This is a genomic window from Variovorax raffinosi, assembly GCF_051216615.1.
Lineage (GTDB): Bacteria > Pseudomonadota > Gammaproteobacteria > Burkholderiales > Burkholderiaceae_C > Variovorax.
On record NZ_JBPJZR010000005.1, the window covers coordinates 148,216 to 167,074 of the forward strand.

Consider the following 18,859-nt stretch of genomic DNA (forward strand, 5'->3'; position numbering starts at 1 on the left):
GTTGTCGCGGGGTCTCAGCGCCCCACGGTCGACCAGACCGCGGCCCGGCAACCGGGCTGGTCGCGCGGATGCAGCACATTGCAGTTCTGCAGCGCGAGCTTCTGCATGTCGCTCAGCCGTGGCCCTTCGCGCTGCTGCGGCGCTTCCCAGCGCGGCCCGTAGGGATCGGGCTGCCACTGGGGTGCGGGCACCGGAACCGGCACGGGCACATAGCGCTGCGGTGCTTCGCCCCAGCCATAGCGGCGGTCGTATTCGCGCCGCTCGTGGCGGCCGCTGCGATCGTTCTGAAGCCGCCACATGCAGCTGTTGAAGTCGACGCCCGAACGGCCGCTGGCGCAGTACCTGCGATCGCTTTCGTAGACGTCCATGTCACGCTGGGCGAAAACGGTCACGGCGTTCAAGCCCAGGAAGGCCAGGAGAACCAGTTTTTTCATAGATCGGACCACAGGTTCGTTGATGAAGAGCAGCCGGGCCGGGCCCGCCGCAATGGCTGTATTTTGCCCTTGTGAACACGTTACCAAGCGTATGAGTTCAGCGTACTCGCATCGGGTGCGCCGCGCCCGGGTTTTCGCCCTGTGCACGACATGAACAAAGGGTAGCGCCAGCGGGGCGCGCAGGGGTTCAGAAAGTCTTCAGCCATTTCATCGCTGCGTCACAGCCCGAATCCAGACTCGGCGGCTTCTTTCTCCTTCCTGCCTCGACAACCCGAGCGTGACGGCCAGCAACCTGCTGGCCGTTGTCGCGTCTGCTCTCATGAAATCCGCTTTTCCGCTTACTTCCGTTTTCACGCCCCTCGCCGCCTCCCTCGCACTTGCCACCGTCCTGCTCGCCAGTTGCGGCGGCGGGTCCGGCGGCGGCATGCCGTTCTTCGGTTTTCCCGCCGCCCCCGTGGCCGCCGTGCCGCCTGCCGTGCCCGCGGACCCGGAGCCGGCCGCCAAGCCCGGCCGCTGGACGGTGGGCGACCTGCACATCCACACCATCCAGTCGAACGACACGCAGCAGGTCTCCACGCTGGACCAGGTGCTGGCGCTGGCCTTCGACCGCTTCGGGCTCGACTGGGCCACCCTCTCGAACCATCTGCGCGAGTCCTCCTACGACAACGACGGCAACACGCTCCCCGCGGCGATCTCGTTCCCGCGGTTCGACAGCGACGGCAAGCCGCTTCCGTCGGTGATCGCTTTTTCAACGGGCATGGCGCTGTACGAAGTGCCGCGCATCAAGGCGCTGCAAGCCAGCGGCAAGTACGCGGACAAGACGATCTTCTCGTCCTTCGAGTGGGACATGCCCACGCATGACCACGGCAACGTCGGTATCCTGACCGACAACCCGATGTCCGACGCCGCGCTCAAGGCCGTGAGCCAGTTCGAATACCTCTTCACCACCCGCGACCCGGTGATGTTCCCGGCCGGCGACGTGGCGGCATGGAACGCAAAGGATGCGCGGGCCAACGCCACCCACGAAGACGTGCTCAAGGCCATCGCCTGGCTCAAGAAGAACTATCCCGACACGAGCTACCTGCAGATCAACCATCCGTCGCGCAACCCGGGCAAGTACACGATCGCCCAATTGCGCGAGATGAACGACGCCGCGCCCAACATCGTGTTCTCACTCGAAGGCATGGTCGGCAACCAGATGGAAGGCAACCGGGGCGGCTACGTCAGCGCATACGTCCCCGCCAACCTGCCCTCGCGCACCTATGGCGGCGTCGACTACCTCGTGGCCAATCTCGGCGGCACCTGGGACGCGTTGCTGTCCGAAGGCCGCCGCATCTGGAACGTGGCGGATTCGGACTACCACTTCACGACCGCCAAGGGCCTCTACGCCAGCGGCTATGCGCCCGGCGAGTACGCCAAGAACCACCTGTGGGGCGACATCAAGGACCCGAAGTCGCTGCTCGCGGCCTTTCGCGCGGGCAAGCTCTTCGCGGTCAACGGCGACCTGATCGACGCGCTCGACTTCAAGGTGCAGAGCGCGAAAGCCACCGGCGAGATGGGCTCGGAAGTGGCGGCGAACGCGGGCGACGACCTGAAGATCACCATTCGCTTCAAGAGCCCCGAGCGCAACAACTTCGAGTACCAGCTCGGCAGCGGCATCTACGCCAACGTGAAGCCGGTGGTCGACCACGTCGACCTGATCGCCGGTGACGTGACCGGCCCCGAAACCCCGGGCACGCCGGGCTACTGGCGCGCCACCAACCCGTCGACCCGCGTGCTCAAGCGCTTCACGCGCGCCGACTGGAAGCTCGACGCCGACGGCTACTTCGCGGTCAGCTACACCGTGAAGGCCGGCCGCAACCAGTACTTCCGCCTGCGAGGCACCAACCTGGGGACGGACGTGCCGAACGAGACATCGAACGGCGAGCCGCTGCCCGATACCGAGCTGACGGTGGGCGCCGAACCGGTCAAGGGTTTCAACGCCATCAATGCCCGCAACTACGCCGACCTGTGGTTCTACTCGAACCCGGTTTTCGTGAAGGTTGCCGCGCTGTAGCTTGTCGATCCGTCGGGGATTCCCTCTCCCCTTGCGCCGCACCTCACGACATGACACGCCCGCCGGCGACATCGAGTGTCACGCCGGTGATCCACGCCGAGGCAGACGACAGCAGGAACAGCGTGGCGGCGGCCACGTCATCGGGATGCCCGAGGCGGCCCAGCGGAAAGGCGGCGCGCATCCGCTGTTGCTGCTCCTCGGGCATCGATGTGCGGGTGCGCTCGGTCAACACGGCGGAGGGCGAAACGCAGTTGACGCGGATGCCGCCCGGTCCCAATTCCTGCGCCAGATGGCGAGTCAGCATGATCACGCCCGCCTTGGCGGCGCCATAGGCCGCGGGCGCACCGGAGGCGACTCGTCCACCGGCGGAAGCCATCGTGACGATGCTTCCCGCTCCACGATCGAGCATGGCCGGAAGAAATGCTCTGAGGGTCAGGAAGGTCGACGTCAGGTTGTTGTCGATGCTTGATCGCCAATCGGATTCGCTGATCTGAACAAAGGGGACCGGTCTTCCCGTTCCACCTCCGGCGAAGGACACGATGAAGTCCGGGACACCCAGTCGTGCAAGGACATGATCGCGCATGGCTTCGACCGCTGAAGCTTTCGCGCAATCGGCGGGGGCAGCCATCGCTTCGCCCCCCGTGGCGTGCACCGCCGCAACGGTGGTAGCCATCGCCGCTTCGTCACGGCCATTGACGGCCACCTTCACGCCGCTCCTTGCAAGCGCCAGGCAGGTTGCGGCCCCAATTCCACGGGAGCCACCCGTCACAAGCGCGATCTTCCCCTCCAGGTCTGGATAGATGGGAAGGCTGGACGATTGCGTAGGCATGGTGGGCTTTCTGAAGCTGTGTTGCCGCCACTTTGCGTCCGACCTAGACTAAAAACAAATCATGAATATTCGCCACGGGTATCAATATTTTTATGTCTCACCTGCTCTACCTCCGGACCTTCCTGAGCGTCTACCGGCACAGCTCGATCTCGCGCGCCGCTGAAAAACTTCATCTGACGCAACCTGCGGTGTCCCGGCACATCAAGGTGCTCGAAGGTCGTCTCGGTTATCGCCTGTTCGAGCGTTTGCCGCGTGGTCTCTTGTCTACACCGGCCGGCAATGAACTGGAGCGAAGGATTGCCTCTCACCTGGATGCGCTCGAGCAGATCGTCGGCTTGTCTGAAGGCAAAGGCGAAGCGCTTGCGGGGGTGGTTCGCGCCGGCACGAGCAGCGGTTTTTCCCGGCTCGTGCTCTCGGCCCTTTCATCGTTGCCGAACTACGGTGTCCGGCTCGATCTGCGCACTGCGCCACCTCCAACGCTCCTCGCCGCGCTCGTGGACAACGACATCGATCTCGCAGTGACACTCGCGCGAATTCCGCACCGAGCGATCGAATACGACCTGCTGCACGAGAGTCCGTTGCTGCTTGTCTGTGCACCGCGCTGGCGCGATCGGCTCACCAAAACCGCGGCGCCTCGCGGCATACCGTTGATCGATTTGCAAGGCCCTGCGCCGGCGCTGGCGGGCTACTGGCGCGCGGCGTTTGGCGAAGCCCCGGCCGCACCCTCGGCGATCGTTCCCGACTACCAGGCGGCGCTCGATGCAACTGTGGAGGGTGTCGGCATTTCCGTCATTCCCGAGTGCCTGTGCTTCGATCACCTGCAGACCGGCCGCGTGATCAGCCAGCCCACACGCGCAAGGATCCCGGTACCGCTCTATGCCGCGTACAGCAAGGCGACCCGCGAAAATGCGCGCTTGCGCACCTGCCACTCCCTGCTCACGGAAGCTGCGGGGGGCTGGCTCACTCGAAGCGCCCGCTGAAGGACCACCTCCGGAAGATCGCCCGGCGTAGACAGGACGGCACGAGACCACACCGGTGTCCGTCGTCCGAAGCGCGAAGCCAACGGCTGACGCGGCTCCCGCACAGAGCAACGGTCACGCACGGTTGCGGTGCATCCATGCAGATTGCCATTCCGCAGTTGTGCTTCAGCGCGCTCGCCAGCGTCCGCTGCAGCGGCGCCGGCACGGCGACGCACTCCATTGAGCATCAGCAGTGCATCAGGGAATCTACGGATATATGATTCCCCGAATGGTCTTGATTGCGTGCAGTTTTTGTATACAAATAACGCACTCGAAAAGCCGGCGCGAAATTTGCGTCAAAACGGGCTCCCCAAACCCAACTCAACTCGCACGAGGAAAGACCATGAGCACAGTCGTCAGCCAGGCCCCCACCGGGGCAAGCGAAGCCGGCATTGCGCCGCACGCGGAATCGAACGCCCTCATCAAGCCCGGCTACGACCCGCGCCTGACCAACGAAGACCTTGCCCCGCTGAAAAAGCAGACCTGGGGCCAATACAACATCTTTGCGTTCTGGATGTCCGACGTGCACAGCGTGGGCGGCTACATCACGGCCGGCAGCCTGTTCGCGCTGGGCCTGTCGAGCTGGCAGGTGCTGGTGTCGCTGCTGGTGGGCATCGTCATCGTGCAGTTCTTCTGCAACCTCGTGGCCAAGCCCAGCCAGGTGACGGGCGTGCCCTACCCGGTGGTGTGCCGCGCGCCTTTCGGCGTGCTGGGCGCCAACATCCCGGCCATCATCCGCGGACTGATCGCGGTGGCCTGGTACGGCGTTCAGACCTACCTTGCGTCGGCCGCCTTCATGGTGCTGGCGCTGCACATGGCCCCCGGCCTGGCGCCGTATGCCGAGGTGTCGCAACACGGCTTCGCGGGCCTGTCGACGCTCGGCTGGGTCGCGTTCATGGTCATGTGGGTGCTGCAGGCCTTCGTGTTCTGGCACGGCATGGAAGCCATCCGCAAGTTCATCGACTGGGCCGGCCCGGCGGTGTACGTGGTCATGGCCGTGCTGTGCGGCTGGCTGGTGTGGAAGGCGGGCTGGAGCAAGATCGACCTGAACCTGGGCGGCATCAAGTTCCAGGGCTGGGACGCGCTGCCCGTGATGCTCTCGGCCATTGCGCTGGTGGTGAGCTACTTCAGCGGCCCGATGCTCAACTTCGGCGACTTCTCGCGCTACGGCAAGAGCTTCGATGCGGTGAAGAAGGGCAACTTCTGGGGCCTGCCGATCAACTTCATCTTCTTCTCGCTGCTGACCGTCATCACCACGGCGGCCACGCTGCCGGTGTTCGGCGAACTCATCACCGACCCGGTGCACACCGTGGGCAAGATCGACAGCACCACCGCCGTGGTGCTGGGCGCGCTGACCTTCATGATTGCCACCATCGGCATCAACATCGTGGCCAATTTCGTGTCGCCGGCCTTCGACTTCTCGAACGTGGCGCCGCAGCACATCAGCTGGCGCACGGGCGGCATGATCGCGGCCGTGGGCTCGGTGTTTCTCACGCCCTGGAACCTTTACAACAGCCCCGAGGTCATTCACTACACGCTCGACGTGCTGGGCTCGTTCATCGGCCCGCTGTTCGGCATCTTGATTGCCGACTACTACATCGTGCGCAAGCAGCAGATCGACGTGGACGCGCTCTACACCATGAGCACGAAGGGCAAGTACTGGTACAGCGGCGGCTACAACCCGAAGGCCATCATGGCACTGGTGCCGGCGGCGCTGGTGCCGATCCTGTGCGTGATGGTGCCGACGCTGCGCGGTGCCGCCAACTACGCATGGTTCATCGGCATGGGCCTGGGCTTCGTGCTCTACGTGCTGCTGAACCGAAGCAACAAGACCTGAAACACTGAAAGAGAAAGAAAGGGAGAGCGCCGTGCGCATCAAGATCATCAACCCCAACACCACCTGGAGCATGACCGAGAAGATCGGTGCCTGCGCCCACGCGGTGGCGAGCGCCGGCACCGAGATCGTCGCCGTGAGCCCGGCCATGGGGCCGGTCTCCATCGAGAGCCACTACGACGAAGCGCTGTCCGTGCCGGGGTTGCTGCAGGAGATCGCGGCGGGCGAGCGCGAGGGCATCGACGGCTACGTGATCGCCTGCTTCGGCGACCCGGGCCTGAAGGCCGCCCGCGAACTCGCGCGCGGCCCGGTCGTGGGCATTGCCGAAGCAGCGATGCACCTGGCCAGCATGATCGGCAGCCGCTTCAGCGTGGTGACCACGCTGGGCCGCACCATGGGACAGGCCTGGCACCTGGCCGAGATCTACGGCATGGAACGCTTCTGCGCCAACGTGCGCGCTTGCGAACTGCCGGTGCTCGAACTCGAAGAGCCGGGCTCGCGTGCGCGCGAACGCATCGTCGATGAATGCCGGCGCGCGCTCGAAGAAGACGGCTCCGACTGCATCGTACTCGGCTGCGCCGGCATGACCGACCTGTGCGAGCACATCAGCGAACTGCTCGGCGTGCCAGTGATCGACGGCGTGGCCGCAGGCACCAAGCTCATCGAGTCGCTGGTCACGCTGAAGCTGCGCACCAGCAAGCGCGGCGAGCTTGCGCGGCCACTGCCCAAGACCATGAAGGGCGCGCTCGAAGGCTTCACCCTCGTCGGGTGATACAGGCACCGCCACAGCCTCCATCGCTCGCTGGGCCACAATCTGCGCATGCCCCGCGCCAGCTCCAAATCTTCCGCCTCCCCTGCAACCGCGGCTCTCGCCGACAACGGTAGCGCCGTTGCAGCGGCCGCAGCCGACAAAAACAGCTCCATCGAAAGCATCGCCAACGACATCGCCACCGCGATCGTCGAAAAGCGCCTGCCGCCCGGCACCTGGCTGCGTGAAGAGGCGCTGGGCCGCGTCTACTCGGTGAGCCGCACCAAGGTGCGCGCGGCCCTGCTGATGCTGTCGAAAGACAAGCTCATCGAGATGATTCCCGACAAGGGCGCCTTTGTCTGCCAGCCCTCGGTGGAAGAAGCGCGCGAAGTGTTCACGGTGCGCCGCATTCTCGAGAGCGAAGTGGTGCGCCTGTTCATCGCCAATGCACGGCCGCGCGACTACCAGGTGCTGGAGCAGCACATCAAGTTCGAGCGCGCCGCGCTGCGCCAGACCACCACCACGGGCACCGTGCGCGAAAAACTGCTGGGCGACTTCCACGTGGCGCTGGCCGAGGCCACCGGCAACAAGACGCTGGCCGAACTGGTGCGCGAGCTGGTGGCGCGCAGCTCGCTGATTGCGATGCTCTACCACTCGTCGAACGATCCGCACTGCTCTTCGGACGAGCACGCCGACTTTCTTCGCCTGTGCCGCAAGGGCGACGTGGAAGCCGCGGTGACCAGCATGATCGACCACCTCGAACGCATCGAGGCCAGCCTCGAATTGGGCACAGACAAGCCCGACCGCCAGCTCGACCTGGTCAAGGCGTTGCTGGCCTGACGCCACGGCGTTGCGCCGACACGGCCGGCGGGCCCGTGCGACTGTCACAGAACCGCGTCATGCTGCTGCCCGGACAGGCACCGCATACTTTCTTCTTGCGGATGCGCCACCGACGAACATCCCAACAGCATGCCCCGGCACATTCGGCCCAGCGACACCCCTGCCTCGCATCCCGCGGTCTACCCTGTTTTCCAGCCCATCGTGGACCTGCGCCAGGGAACGATCTTCGGCCATGAAGCCCTGATACGCGGCCCCGTCGGCACCCCACTCCACTGTCCCCTGGCGCTGCTCGCGCAAGCGGCCAGCGAATCGCGGCTGACCGAGTTCGAGCTGCATTGCGTGGAAGTCATCTTCACGCACTGGGGCCAGTTCCCCAAGCCGGGGCGGCTTTTCGTGAACATGAGCGCCGACGCGCTGGTCGCGGCCATGGGCGGCGTGGGCACGGCCTGCTGGCTCGAACGCATGCTCGCGCACTGCGACATCTCGGCCCGCGACGTGACGGTGGAACTCACCGAGCAACGCGCGGCCGTCAACCCCGAGGCGCTGCGCCACGCCGTCAAGGCGCTGCACGCGCTGGGCGCACTCCTGGCGCTCGACGACTTCGGTGAAGGCCATTCGAACCTGCGGCGCTGGAAAGACCTGCAACCCGATTTCGTGAAGATCGACAAGCTGCTGACCCAGGGCATCGCGAGCAGCCCGCAAAGCGTGGCGCTGGTGCGCGCCATCGTCGGCCTGGGCAACGCACTGGGCACCGAGCTGGTGGCCGAAGGCGTGGAAGACGCCAAGGACCTGCGCGTGCTGCGCGACCTCGGCATTGCCCACGGCCAGGGCTACCTGTTCGGCCGGCCGGCGCCCGCGCTGCAGCCCTCGCTGCCCGAGCCCGTGACGGCCGCCATCCACGACGCCCGCATCGCGGTGATGCCGCATGCCTCGCAGCCGTCGCAGCCCAACGTGCTGCGCGGCCTGTCGGTCATCCAGGCGCCGGCGCTGAGTCCGCAGACGCCGATCGACGAGGTCTCGGCCATCTTCCAGAAGCACCCCGACCTGCATGCGCTTGCCGTGGTCGAGCAGGGGCGTCCCGTGGCGCTGATCAACCGGCAGTCGTTCATGAACGACTACGCGAGGATGTACTTTCGCGAGGTGCACGGGCGCCGCCCCTGCCTGCTGTACGGCAGCCTCTCGCCGCGCATCGTGGAGCGCGAGGAAAACGTCGAGAGCCTGCTCGGCATCCTGATGTCGGAAGACCAGCGCTACCTGAGCGAAGGCTTCATCGTCACGGAGAAAAAACGCTATGCGGGCCTTGGCACCGGCGACCAGTTGGTGCGCGCCGTGACCGAGGCGCGCATCGAGGCCGCGCGGCACGCCAACCCGCTGACCTTTTTGCCGGGCAACATCCCCATCAACATCCACATCGCGCGCCTGCTCGAAGGCCGCGCCGACTTTGTCGCCTGCTATGCGGACCTGAACAACTTCAAGGTGTTCAACGACCACTACGGCTACTGGCGCGGCGACGAAATGATTTTGCTGCTCGCGCGCCTGGCGACGCAGCACGCCAACCCGCACCGCGATTTCGTCGGCCACATCGGCGGCGACGACTTCCTGGTGCTGTACCAAAGCCCCGACTGGCGGCAGCGCTGCACGCGGCTGATCGACGACTTCAACCGGCAGGCCCCCGGCCTCTACGACGAGGCGGACAGGCTGGCGGGTGGCGTCGAAGGTGAAGACCGGCAGGGCGTGCTGCGCTTCACGCCCTGCGCCACGCTCTCCATTGGCGCGGTGCGCATTCCGCCGGACATGTTCAGGCACGCCGAAGACGTGGCCAGCGAGGCGGCCATTGCCAAGCACGAGGCCAAGCACACCGCGTCGGGCCTCACGGTGCGCGAGCCCCGGCCGCGCACGTAACCGCGTACCTAAACGCTCACGTAAAGCACCCGGCCGGATTCGGGTTTTTCCGAGTCCGGATTGTTGCATAAGTTGTATACAGTTTGGCGTACACAATGAGGTGTGCGTCATGGCAATACCGTGTCGCGCCGCCTCTCCCCTCGCAGCAGCAGGAGACAACGATGACGGGCGATACCCTTTCCTCAACAGTTCACCCCGTGGACGAGCGTTTGCCCTCAGGCAAGCTCGCCGCCCTCGGCCTGCAGCACGTGCTGGTGATGTACGCGGGCGCCGTCGCGGTGCCGCTGATCGTCGGCCGCGCGCTCAAGCTCTCGCCCGATGAAGTCGCGCTGCTGATCTCGGCCGACCTGTTCTGCTGCGGCATCGCCACGCTGATCCAGGCGCTGGGCGCCACGCAGTGGTTCGGCATCAAGCTGCCGGTGATGATGGGCGTGACCTTCGCCTCGGTCGCGCCCATGGTCGCCATGGCCAACGCCAACCCGGGGCAGAACGGCGCGCAATTGCTGTTCGGCGCCATCATCGGCGCGGGCGTGGTGTCGATACTGATCGCGCCGCTCGTGAGCCGCATGCTGCGCTTCTTTCCGCCCGTGGTCACCGGCACCATCATCGCGGTCATCGGCATCAGCCTGATGCGCGTGGGCATCAACTGGATCTTCGGCAACCCGGTGGGCCCGACGGCGCCCGCGCTGGTCGACCCGGTGTATGCGAAGTGGCTGGCCGAGGTCACCTCGCCGGGCAGTTCGATTCCCGCCGTGCCCAAGGGCTTCGCGATCATGCCCACGGTGCCCAACCCCAAGTACGCAGACCTCTCGGGCTTCGGCGTGGCCGCGCTGGTGCTGGTGTCGATCCTCCTGATCGTGAAGTACGCCAAGGGCTTCGTCGCCAACATCTCGGTGCTGCTGGGCATCGTGATCGGCGCGGTGGTGGCGTCGGCCACCGGGCTCATGACCTACGAGAAGGTCGGCAAGGCCGCCTGGGTCGACATCGTGCTGCCCTTTCACTTCGGCATGCCGCAGTTCGACCCGATCCTGATCCTCACGATGACGCTCATCATGATCGTGGTGATGATCGAATCCACCGGCATGTTCCTCGCGCTCGGCGAAATGACCGGCCGCAAGATCGACCAGAAAGACTTGGCCCGCGGCCTGCGCACCGACGGCCTGGGCACGCTGATCGGCGGCATCTTCAACACCTTTCCGTACACCAGCTTCTCGCAGAACGTGGGCCTTGTCGCCGTCACCGGCATCAAGAGCCGCTATGTGTGCGTGGCCGGCGGCGTGATCCTGATCGTGCTGGGCCTGCTGCCGAAGATGGCCGCGCTGGTGGAGTCGCTGCCCACCGTGGTGCTGGGCGGCGCGGGCCTCGTGATGTTCGGCATGGTGGCCGCCACCGGCATCCGCATTCTTTCGGGCGTGGACTTCAAGACCAACCGCCACAACGCGATGATCGTCGCCGTGTCCATCGGCATCGGCATGATTCCGCTGATCGCACCCAACTTCAAGCAGTGGATGCCGCATGCCATTCACTCGCTGATCGAATCGGGCATCCTGCTGGCGTCGATTGCGGCGGTGCTGCTGAACCTGTTCCTCAATGGTGCGAAGCACGATGAGCAGGCGGTGATTGCTGCGGCCAAGCACGCCGACGCGCACTAGAAAAAGAAGAAGAGGAGGAAGGCACGGCCCTGGCCTGTGCCGACCTGCTCAACGATCGTTCAGGCCCATGCCGTCGAGTATCAGCGGCAGGGCTTTCTCGACCCGGGCCTCCCGGGTCTCCGCTTTTTTGGCCCCTGTGAAATAGATGTGATATTGCCGCTGGCGCCCCGGCGTCAAGGCATGGAATGCCTCGCGCAAGGCGGAGTTCTTGTCGAGCCTGCTCTGGAATTCCGGGGGATAGACCAGGTCCGTGCTTTTCTTGAACTGCACCTTCAGGCCGGCCTCTTCGACGGCGATGGCCTGCTTCACATAGCGCTTTACCGCAGCCTTCAGCTTCGTGACTTCAGCCGCTGACGTGAAGTGCATCTGGCGGGCCGATTGCGAGTTTTCTCCGGGCTGCACGAGCAGGCCTTGAGGGTCCTCCAGCAACGCGCCCTTCAGGAAAAGCAGCGCACAGCTTTCCTTCAGCGGCATGATCAAGATGATGTTGCTGCCGCCGAAGGTATAGGTGGGCTTGCCCCACTTGAGTTCCTCAGTGAGGTCGCAGCCAAGGAGGATGCCCCTCAGCAATTCGAGTTCGGCCTGCCAGGGCCCGGGCTTCGAAAAATAGGGATCGACCTTGGGGTTCGCTGGGCTCATTGCCGCGCCTCGATCATCTTCCACCCGTTGCCCGACGGGTCCCGAAAACCCGCATCCACCGTGCCGAAGCGGGCCACCGGCTCCTGCGTGAACTCCACGCCCCGGGCGGTCATCTGCGCATGGGCCGCGCGGCAATCGGTCACGCTCAGCACGAGCGGTGGCATCGCGCCCTTGGCCACGATCGCGTTCAGCGTCTGCGCTGTCGCCGCATCCAGGACCGGCGGCCCCGGCGTGAACAGCCCGAGCTGGAACAGCGGCTGCTCCGGATGCTGGACCGTGAGCCAACGGTACGTTCCGTTGCGCACGTCGGTGTGGACATGAAAACCGAGCTTGTCGACATAGAACGCGAGCGCTTCGTCCTGATCGCGAACATACAGGCCCACCACTTGAACACCTTGACTCATGAAGACTCCTTGTTGTGTGGCCTGTTTATATCGGCGGCCTCCCGGCGCCGCTTCTCCGAAACTGCTGTGATCAGGTCGGGCCGTTGCGCCGCGCCGAGGATGCACAGGGGCACGCGGCCGGGCTCGCCCGCCTCGGCCCGTGCGCGCGCACGCATCGCGCTCGGGCTCTCGCCGGTGATGTCGCGAAAGGTGCGCCCGAAGGTGCCCAGGCTTTCCCAGCCCGTGTGGAATGCGATCTCGGTGATGGGCAGGTCGGTGTCGCGCAGCAGCGCCGTCGCGCGCTCGATGCGCAGCGTCAGCAGATACCGGTGCGGCGGAACGCCGAAGGCCTCCTTGAACGAGCGGGCGAAGTGGGCTTCGGAAACACCGCTCACATCCGCCAGCCGATGAACCGGCCAGTCCTCGGACGAAGCCGCGTCCATCCGGTCCTTGGCGCGCAGCAGGCGGCGCAGCAGCGCCGGGTCCTGGCTCGGGGAGTCGTCGCTCATGTCGTGCGCCGCAGGGCCACGTCAGATCATTGCCAGCGGCGTCTTGCGGCGCGGCGGCGGATGCAGGCGGTCCAGTTCAGCCAGCGTGGCCGCATCGAGCTTCAATGCGGCAGCGGCCAGGTTCTCTTTCAGGTGTGCACTGCGCACCGCCTTCGGAATCGCGATGACACCGGGCCGCGCCAGCACCGCGGCCAGCGCGAGTTGTGCGGCGGTCACGCCGAGCCGCACCGCCAGTTCTCCCAGCGCATCGTCTTCGGCCAGCGCGCCCTGGTCGATCGGGCTGTAGGCCATCAGCGGCATGCCGCGCTCGCGCTGCCAGGGCAGCAGGCTGAACTCGGGGCCGCGCTCACCCAACGACAGATAGACCTGGTTTGCGGCGCAGCCGGGGCCATCGCCTGTGGCCTGCATCAGTTCTTCCATGTCGTCGGTGTCGAAGTTGCTCACGCCCCAGTGGCCGATGCGCCCGCCGGCAACCAGCGCCTGCATCGCCTCGACCGTGTCGGCCAGCGGATGGTTGCCGCGCCAGTGCAGCAGGTAGAGGTCGATGGCGTCGAGGCCCAGCCGCTTCAGGCTGCGTTCGCAGGCATCGCGTGTGCCGCGACGGCTCGCGTTGTGCGGATAGACCTTGCTGACGATGAAGAGCTCTTCGCGCTGCACATCGCCCGCGCGCAGCGCCTCGCCAATGGCCTGCCCGAGCACCGTCTCGGCGCCGCCCTCGCCATACATCTCGGCCGTGTCGATGAGCCGGTAGCCCATGCCGATGGCCTCGCGCACGGCGGCCACCTCGGCCGCGCGACGACCGGCCACCTCGCCCATGCGCCAGGTGCCGAGACCGAGAACCGGCATCTCGCCGCCGGTGGGGAGTGAAAGTTTTCGCATGGCCCCCATGGTACGAGGGGGCGAAGCGGTTGTCAGGCCAGCGAGAGCGGCAGCCACACCGTCACATGCAACCCGCTGCCTTGCGGGTTGGTGTCCAGCGCGATGCGGCCGTTGTGCTTGCCCAGCACCGACCTGACGATCGCCAGGCCCAGCCCGCTGCCCGATTGCGTCTGGTCGGGGTTACGGAAAAAGCGGTCGAACACGCGCTCGCGCAAGGCGGGCGGAATGCCGGGGCCCTGGTCCGTCACGCGCAGCACCGCCATCGGTCCTTCGCGGGCGATGCGCACCGTCACCCTGCCGCCGTCCGGGCTGTACTTGATGGCGTTTTCCACGATGTTGCTGATCATCGAGATCAGGCTCTCGCGCTCGCCGAACACGGGCGCGGCCCCTTCGGACATGAAGTCCAGCACGATGCCGCGTGCACCGGCCAGGCCTTCGACCAGCGAGATCCTGTCCTGCACCAGCGCGTCGAGCGCAAGCACGGTGGGCAAGGCGTCCTGCGGAATCTCGTCGCTGCGCATCAGCTCCTGCAACTGGCCCACGAGGCGCGAGGCGCGGTCGTTGCTTCGCAGCAGGTTGCCCATCAGTTCGCGCTGGCCCGCGTCGTCGGTCTGCTCCTTCAGCGCTTCCACGTTCACGCGCATCGCATCGAGCGGCGTGCGCAGTTCATTGGCCGCATCGGCGATCAGCCCGCGCTCGCGCGCAGCGCGGTCGCGCACGCTGCGCAACAGGTCGTTGATGCTGCGCACCAGCGGCCGCAGTTCCTTGTGCTTCGGCTCGAAGGACAACGGCGTCAGGTCGGCCGGGCCGCGCGCGGCGGTTTCTTCCGTGACGCGCCGCCAGGGCCGCAGCGCGAGCATCACCGACAGCCATGCCGGAAAAATCAGAAAAGGCAGGCTGATCACCAGCGGCAGCAGGTAGTAGCTGCGGTTCTCGATGGTGAAGTTGAAGCGCCAGATCTTCGGCTCGGCCAGCATCACGCGGGTGTCCAGAAGCGGCGAGGTCATCGTGCGCGCGCGCCATTCATGGTCGCCGACGCGGATCGTCTCGACCCGGCCGGGCGCCGAGTTCATCATCACCGGCACGCCCGCGTTGGAGTTGTAGATGAGCACGCCCTCCTGCCATATCTGCATGATGGGCGCCTTGTCCGCGGTGGAGCTGAGGTCGCCCGAGGTTTCCAGCAATGTCAGGTCGAAGGCGCGCAGGGTTTCCTGCTGCCGGTCGGGCGAGGCCGCCAGGTTCTGCGCGGTCGTGATGATGAGGTCGTAGACCTTGTCGTAGCGCACCAGCTCCGGCACCGAATTGGAGTCGTACAGGAAGAGCGCGACCGTCAGGCTCCACAGCAACGCCACCACGCCGATCTGGGCCAGCAGCAGTCGCCGCACCAGCGAAGGCTGGGCCCACCGCTCCCATCGCCGGGCAAGCGCCTGCATCACCGCGTGCCGCTCTTCGCGCGTGCGCAGCGGCCGCGATGCGGCGTTGTTCTCGGCAAGCAAAACATTCTTGGATCTCCTGGCGACCTGCCCCGGGCGAGGGTGTCGCGAGCGCGCCAAGTATCTGGGAGGCCTTGCGGTGAAATTCAGAAAACCTTCATGAAGGGTTCAGCGCGCGGCATTGGCCGGGTTCCAGCCGGGCTCCGGCCAGTGCCCGCTGCCTTCTCAATTTCAGAAGACCAAGACACTTTTATGACAGAAAAACGGGCGATCCCTCGGTGAAACCGCCTTTTCCCGCCTTCTGATTTTGTCAATGCCAAGTGGGTGCCAACCCCGAGCCGGCAGCCCACCCCCGCTCCTAGAATTTTTCGATGGTCCTGCGTCACGAGCGCCGGCACCCCATCGAAACGATTTTTGGAACAGGTAGAGTCAATGCAGAAAAAGCACAGGATTGCCGTCATTCCCGGAGACGGCATCGGCGTCGAGGTCATGCCCGAAGGGCTTCGCGTGCTCGACGCGGTCGGTCGCCGCTTCGGCATCGACTTCTCGTACGACCACTTCGACTGGGGTTCCGACCACTATGTGCGCACCGGCCTGATGATGCCGGCCGACTGGGCCGACAAGATCCAGGGCCACGATGCCATCTACTTCGGCGCGGTGGGCGCACCCGACAAGGTGCCCGACCACATCGCCGTGTGGGGCCTGCTGATCAAGATCCGCCGCGACTTCGACCAGTACGTCAACCTGCGCCCCGTGCGCCTGATGCCCGGCGTGCCCGGCCCGCTGGCGCACCGCAAGCCCGGCGACATCGACTTCCTGGTGGTGCGCGAGAACACCGAAGGCGAATACACCTCGGTGGGCGGGCGCCTGTTCGAAGGCACGCCGCGCGAGATGGCGATCCAGGAAGCGGTGTTCACCCGCACCGGCGTGGACCGCATCATCGACTACGCGTTCCAGCTCGCCAGCCGCCGCAAGCGCAAGAACCTGGTGGCCGCCACCAAGTCGAACGGCATCTCGATCACCATGCCCTACTGGGACGAGCGCCTGGCCGAGATCGCCACGCGCTACCCCGACGTGGCGACGAGCAAGTACCACATCGACATCCTGTGCGCGCATTTCGTGCAGCACCCGGACTGGTTCGACGTGGTGGTGGCCTCCAACCTGTTCGGCGACATCCTGTCCGACCTGGGCCCGGCCTGCACGGGCACCATCGGCATTGCGCCGTCGGCCAATCTGAACCCGGAGCGCAAGTTTCCGTCGCTGTTCGAGCCGGTGCACGGCTCGGCGCCGGACATCGCGGGCAAGGGCATCGCGAATCCGATCGGCCAGATCTGGTCGGCCGCTTTGATGCTGGACCATCTGGGCAACAACGACCCGGTGTATGCGCAAGCCTCGGCGGCGGTGATCTCGGCGATCGAGACGGTGCTGAGCGAAGGTCCGCGCACACGCGACATGGGCGGTACGGCTTCCACCGTGGACGTGGGGCGTGCCATCGCTGAATGCATCTCGGCATGACGCCTTGCCCTTCAGTTCTTCGCGTTGTGCTGTTGGGGCGTGGAGTGCGTCGTTCAGGGCGCGCCCACGCCGACGGCGTGCTCTGCTCCGCGAATGTCCCCCGGGGCGCTTCGCGCCCCTCCTCCTTTATTTCGCTGCGCAGAGCACACCGCCAGCGTGAGCGTTATGCGGAGCAGTCGTTGATCGGCTGCGCACCAGCCGCGTGCCCAAGTGCGAATGGCACCGGGTGCTCCCCGCAGCGAAATAAAGGAGGAGCGAAGCGGGGGACATTCGCGGAGGGGAGCACCCGGTGTCATTCGCACTCGTCCCGAATGAACCCGCTCCCGTGCATCCAGCAACACAAGAGGCGGAGCCACTGACATGGGCCTGTTCCTGCTCAAGCGCACATTGACACTCATCGGCACATTGATCGGTGCGTCGATCATCGTGTTCCTGGTGCTGGAAATTCTCCCGGGCAATGCGGCACAGATGCTCATGGGCCCGGACGCGTCGCCTGAAGCCGTCGCGGCACTGGCAACGAAGCTCGGTCTCGACCTGCCGGCATGGACACGCTACTGGCACTGGATCGGCGGCCTGCTTACCGGCAACCTGGGCGACAGCTACGCCTACAGCTCGCCCGTGCTCGACCTGATCCTCGAACGACTCGCACTGACCGTGCCGCTTGCGCTGCTTGCAATGGCCATCACCATCGTGATTGCGCTGTTGGTGGGTGTGACTGCCGCCGCACGTCATAACAAACTCGGCGACGTCGGCCTGATGAGCATGGCGCAGGTGGGCATCGCCATTCCCAATTTCTGGTTCGCGATTCTTCTGATCCTCGTGTTCTCGGTGCAGCTGCAGTGGTTCTCCGCAGGCGGCTTCGAGGGCTGGGGCGAAGGCTTCTTCGCGGGCATCAAGTCGCTGCTGCTGCCGGCCCTGTCGCTGGCCGTGGTGCAGGCCGCGATCCTTGCGCGCATCACGCGCTCAGCGGTGCTCGAAGTGATGCGCGAAGACTTCGTGCGTACCGCGCGTGCCAAAGGCGTGTCGCAACGCATGGTGCTGTGGACGCACGTACTGCGCAACGCGATGATCCCCGTCATCACCGTGATGGGCATGCAGTTCTCCGAACTGCTCGCCGGCACCATCGTGGTGGAGAACGTGTTCTACCTGCCGGGCCTGGGCCGGCTCATCTTCCAAGCCATCAGCAACCGCGACCTGATCGTGGTGCGCAACTGCGTGATGCTGCTTGCGGCGCTCGTGGTCATCGTGAACTTCGTAGTCGACGTGCTCTACGCCGTCATTGACCCGCGCATCAAGGCCAGCGACATATGAGCACCATCACAGCTCCGAGCGCCGCCGCGCTCAAGGTGCCGGGCTTCTGGCGCCGCGCCTCGCAGCACCGCAGCTTCGTCATCGGCGGCGTGCTCGCCGCCCTTCTTCTGCTTGCGGCGCTCGTGTCCTTCGTCTGGACGCCGTGGTCGCCCTATGCGATGGACATGGCGAACAAGATGCAGGCGCCTTCGGCTTCGCACTGGCTCGGCACCGATGCATTCGGCCGCGACGTGGCTTCGTTGCTGCTGGTCGGCGCGCGCGCCTCCATCCTCGTGGGCGTGATCGCCGTGGGCATCGGCCTTGTCGTCGGCACCGCCCTCGGCTTGCTGGCCGCCGCCAGACGCGGCTGGGTCGAGGAAGCGGTCATGCGGCTTTCGGACTTCACGCTGGCCTTTCCCGCGATCCTCTCGGCCATCATGATGACGGCCGTGTTCGGCGCAGGCATCGTGAATGCCATCGTCGCGATCGGCATCTACAACATCCCGACGTTTGCGCGCATTACGCGCGCTTCGGCGAATGCCATCTGGTCGCGCGAGTACGTGGCCGCCGCACGTGCCTGCGGCAAGGGACCGTTCTCGATCACGATGCAGCACGTGCTGCCGAACATCTCGGCGGTGCTGATCGTGCAGATCACGATCCGCTTCGCCATTGCCATCCTGGCCGAAGCCGCCCTCTCCTACCTCGGCCTGGGCACGCAGCCACCACAACCTTCGTGGGGCCGCATGCTCAGCGAGGCACAGACCCTCATGTTCCAGCAGCCGCTGCTGGCGGTCTTCCCCGGCATGGCCATCGCGTTGGCGGTGCTGGGCCTGAACCTGCTGGGCGATGGCTTGCGCGACCTGCTCGACCCCCGCCTCGCCCGCGCCCGCTAAGCCC

General features: G+C 65.7%; 17 protein-coding genes. 10 read left to right on the top strand and 7 right to left on the bottom strand.

The window, feature by feature from the left end:
* Nucleotides 1-14: 14 nt before the first annotated feature.
* Entirely contained in the window at nucleotides 15-434 is a 420-nt protein-coding gene (locus ACSFB7_RS17145; protein ID WP_435472162.1) for a hypothetical protein, read from the bottom strand.
* Nucleotides 435-753: 319 nt separating this feature from the next.
* Between ACSFB7_RS17145 and ACSFB7_RS17150 the strand changes: the two genes are divergently transcribed.
* Nucleotides 754-2,490: a CehA/McbA family metallohydrolase domain-containing protein gene (locus ACSFB7_RS17150; protein ID WP_435472164.1), complete on the top strand. Its 1,737-nt coding sequence runs from the start codon at nucleotides 754-756 to the stop codon at nucleotides 2,488-2,490.
* A gap of 43 nt (nucleotides 2,491-2,533) precedes the next feature.
* Here the strand turns inward: ACSFB7_RS17150 and ACSFB7_RS17155 are convergent, their stop codons facing one another.
* Nucleotides 2,534-3,319, bottom strand: a complete 786-nt coding sequence (locus tag ACSFB7_RS17155; protein WP_435472166.1) for an SDR family NAD(P)-dependent oxidoreductase — start codon at nucleotides 3,317-3,319, stop codon at nucleotides 2,534-2,536.
* Nucleotides 3,320-3,411: 92 nt separating this feature from the next.
* Between ACSFB7_RS17155 and ACSFB7_RS17160 the strand changes: the two genes are divergently transcribed.
* The 6 genes from ACSFB7_RS17160 (at nucleotide 3,412) to ACSFB7_RS17185 (ending at nucleotide 11,314) form a co-directional block, all read left to right on the top strand.
* The gene (locus ACSFB7_RS17160) at nucleotides 3,412-4,299 is read left to right on the top strand and encodes a LysR family transcriptional regulator (RefSeq protein ID WP_435472168.1); all 888 of its coding nucleotides are present in this window, start codon (nucleotides 3,412-3,414) and stop codon (nucleotides 4,297-4,299) included.
* 382 nt (nucleotides 4,300-4,681) lie between these two features.
* Nucleotides 4,682-6,175, top strand: a complete 1,494-nt coding sequence (locus tag ACSFB7_RS17165; RefSeq protein ID WP_435472170.1) for an NCS1 family nucleobase:cation symporter-1 — start codon at nucleotides 4,682-4,684, stop codon at nucleotides 6,173-6,175.
* 31 nt (nucleotides 6,176-6,206) lie between these two features.
* Nucleotides 6,207-6,944, top strand: a complete 738-nt coding sequence (locus ACSFB7_RS17170; protein ID WP_435472172.1) for an aspartate/glutamate racemase family protein — start codon at nucleotides 6,207-6,209, stop codon at nucleotides 6,942-6,944.
* A gap of 48 nt (nucleotides 6,945-6,992) precedes the next feature.
* Nucleotides 6,993-7,760 (top strand): GntR family transcriptional regulator, encoded by a 768-nt coding sequence (locus ACSFB7_RS17175; RefSeq protein WP_435472174.1) that lies wholly within the window; start codon nucleotides 6,993-6,995, stop codon nucleotides 7,758-7,760.
* 129 nt (nucleotides 7,761-7,889) lie between these two features.
* On the top strand, nucleotides 7,890-9,662 hold the full coding sequence (locus ACSFB7_RS17180; RefSeq protein ID WP_435472176.1) for an EAL domain-containing protein: 1,773 nt from the start codon (nucleotides 7,890-7,892) through the stop codon (nucleotides 9,660-9,662).
* A gap of 161 nt (nucleotides 9,663-9,823) precedes the next feature.
* Nucleotides 9,824-11,314: a nucleobase:cation symporter-2 family protein gene (locus tag ACSFB7_RS17185; RefSeq protein ID WP_435472177.1), complete on the top strand. Its 1,491-nt coding sequence runs from the start codon at nucleotides 9,824-9,826 to the stop codon at nucleotides 11,312-11,314.
* A 48-nt stretch (nucleotides 11,315-11,362) separates the two neighbouring features.
* Here ACSFB7_RS17185 and ACSFB7_RS17190 read toward each other — a convergent pair whose 3' ends face one another.
* Genes ACSFB7_RS17190 through ACSFB7_RS17210 form a run of 5 tightly spaced genes read right to left on the bottom strand, consistent with a single transcriptional unit; the run spans nucleotide 11,363 to nucleotide 15,220 of the window.
* Nucleotides 11,363-11,953, bottom strand: a complete 591-nt coding sequence (locus ACSFB7_RS17190; protein WP_435472179.1) for a YdeI/OmpD-associated family protein — start codon at nucleotides 11,951-11,953, stop codon at nucleotides 11,363-11,365.
* A complete protein-coding gene (locus ACSFB7_RS17195) occupies nucleotides 11,950-12,357 on the bottom strand; it encodes a VOC family protein (protein ID WP_435472181.1) in 408 nt (135 codons plus the stop codon). Before ACSFB7_RS17195 ends, ACSFB7_RS17190 begins: the two co-directional genes overlap by 4 nt.
* Entirely contained in the window at nucleotides 12,354-12,845 is a 492-nt protein-coding gene (locus tag ACSFB7_RS17200) for a helix-turn-helix transcriptional regulator (RefSeq protein ID WP_435472183.1), read from the bottom strand. The genes ACSFB7_RS17195 and ACSFB7_RS17200 overlap by 4 nt, the downstream gene beginning before the upstream one ends.
* A gap of 21 nt (nucleotides 12,846-12,866) precedes the next feature.
* The gene (locus ACSFB7_RS17205; protein WP_435472185.1) at nucleotides 12,867-13,724 is read right to left on the bottom strand and encodes an aldo/keto reductase; all 858 of its coding nucleotides are present in this window, start codon (nucleotides 13,722-13,724) and stop codon (nucleotides 12,867-12,869) included.
* Between the two features lie 32 nt (nucleotides 13,725-13,756).
* Complete coding sequence (locus tag ACSFB7_RS17210; protein WP_435472187.1) at nucleotides 13,757-15,220, bottom strand: sensor histidine kinase; 1,464 nt, start codon at nucleotides 15,218-15,220, stop codon at nucleotides 13,757-13,759.
* 369 nt (nucleotides 15,221-15,589) lie between these two features.
* Between ACSFB7_RS17210 and ACSFB7_RS17215 the strand changes: the two genes are divergently transcribed.
* The 3 genes from ACSFB7_RS17215 to ACSFB7_RS17225 all read left to right on the top strand — a co-directional run bounded on the left by ACSFB7_RS17215 (nucleotide 15,590) and on the right by ACSFB7_RS17225 (nucleotide 18,855).
* Nucleotides 15,590-16,672 (top strand): tartrate dehydrogenase, encoded by a 1,083-nt coding sequence (locus ACSFB7_RS17215; RefSeq protein WP_093238531.1) that lies wholly within the window; start codon nucleotides 15,590-15,592, stop codon nucleotides 16,670-16,672.
* Nucleotides 16,673-17,032: 360 nt separating this feature from the next.
* Nucleotides 17,033-17,983 carry an ABC transporter permease gene (locus ACSFB7_RS17220; RefSeq protein ID WP_435472189.1) on the top strand — a complete coding sequence of 317 codons (951 nt, stop codon included), beginning with the start codon at nucleotides 17,033-17,035 and terminating at the stop codon, nucleotides 17,981-17,983.
* Complete coding sequence (locus ACSFB7_RS17225; RefSeq protein ID WP_435472191.1) at nucleotides 17,980-18,855, top strand: ABC transporter permease; 876 nt, start codon at nucleotides 17,980-17,982, stop codon at nucleotides 18,853-18,855. The genes ACSFB7_RS17220 and ACSFB7_RS17225 overlap by 4 nt, the downstream gene beginning before the upstream one ends.
* Nucleotides 18,856-18,859 lie beyond the last annotated feature (4 nt).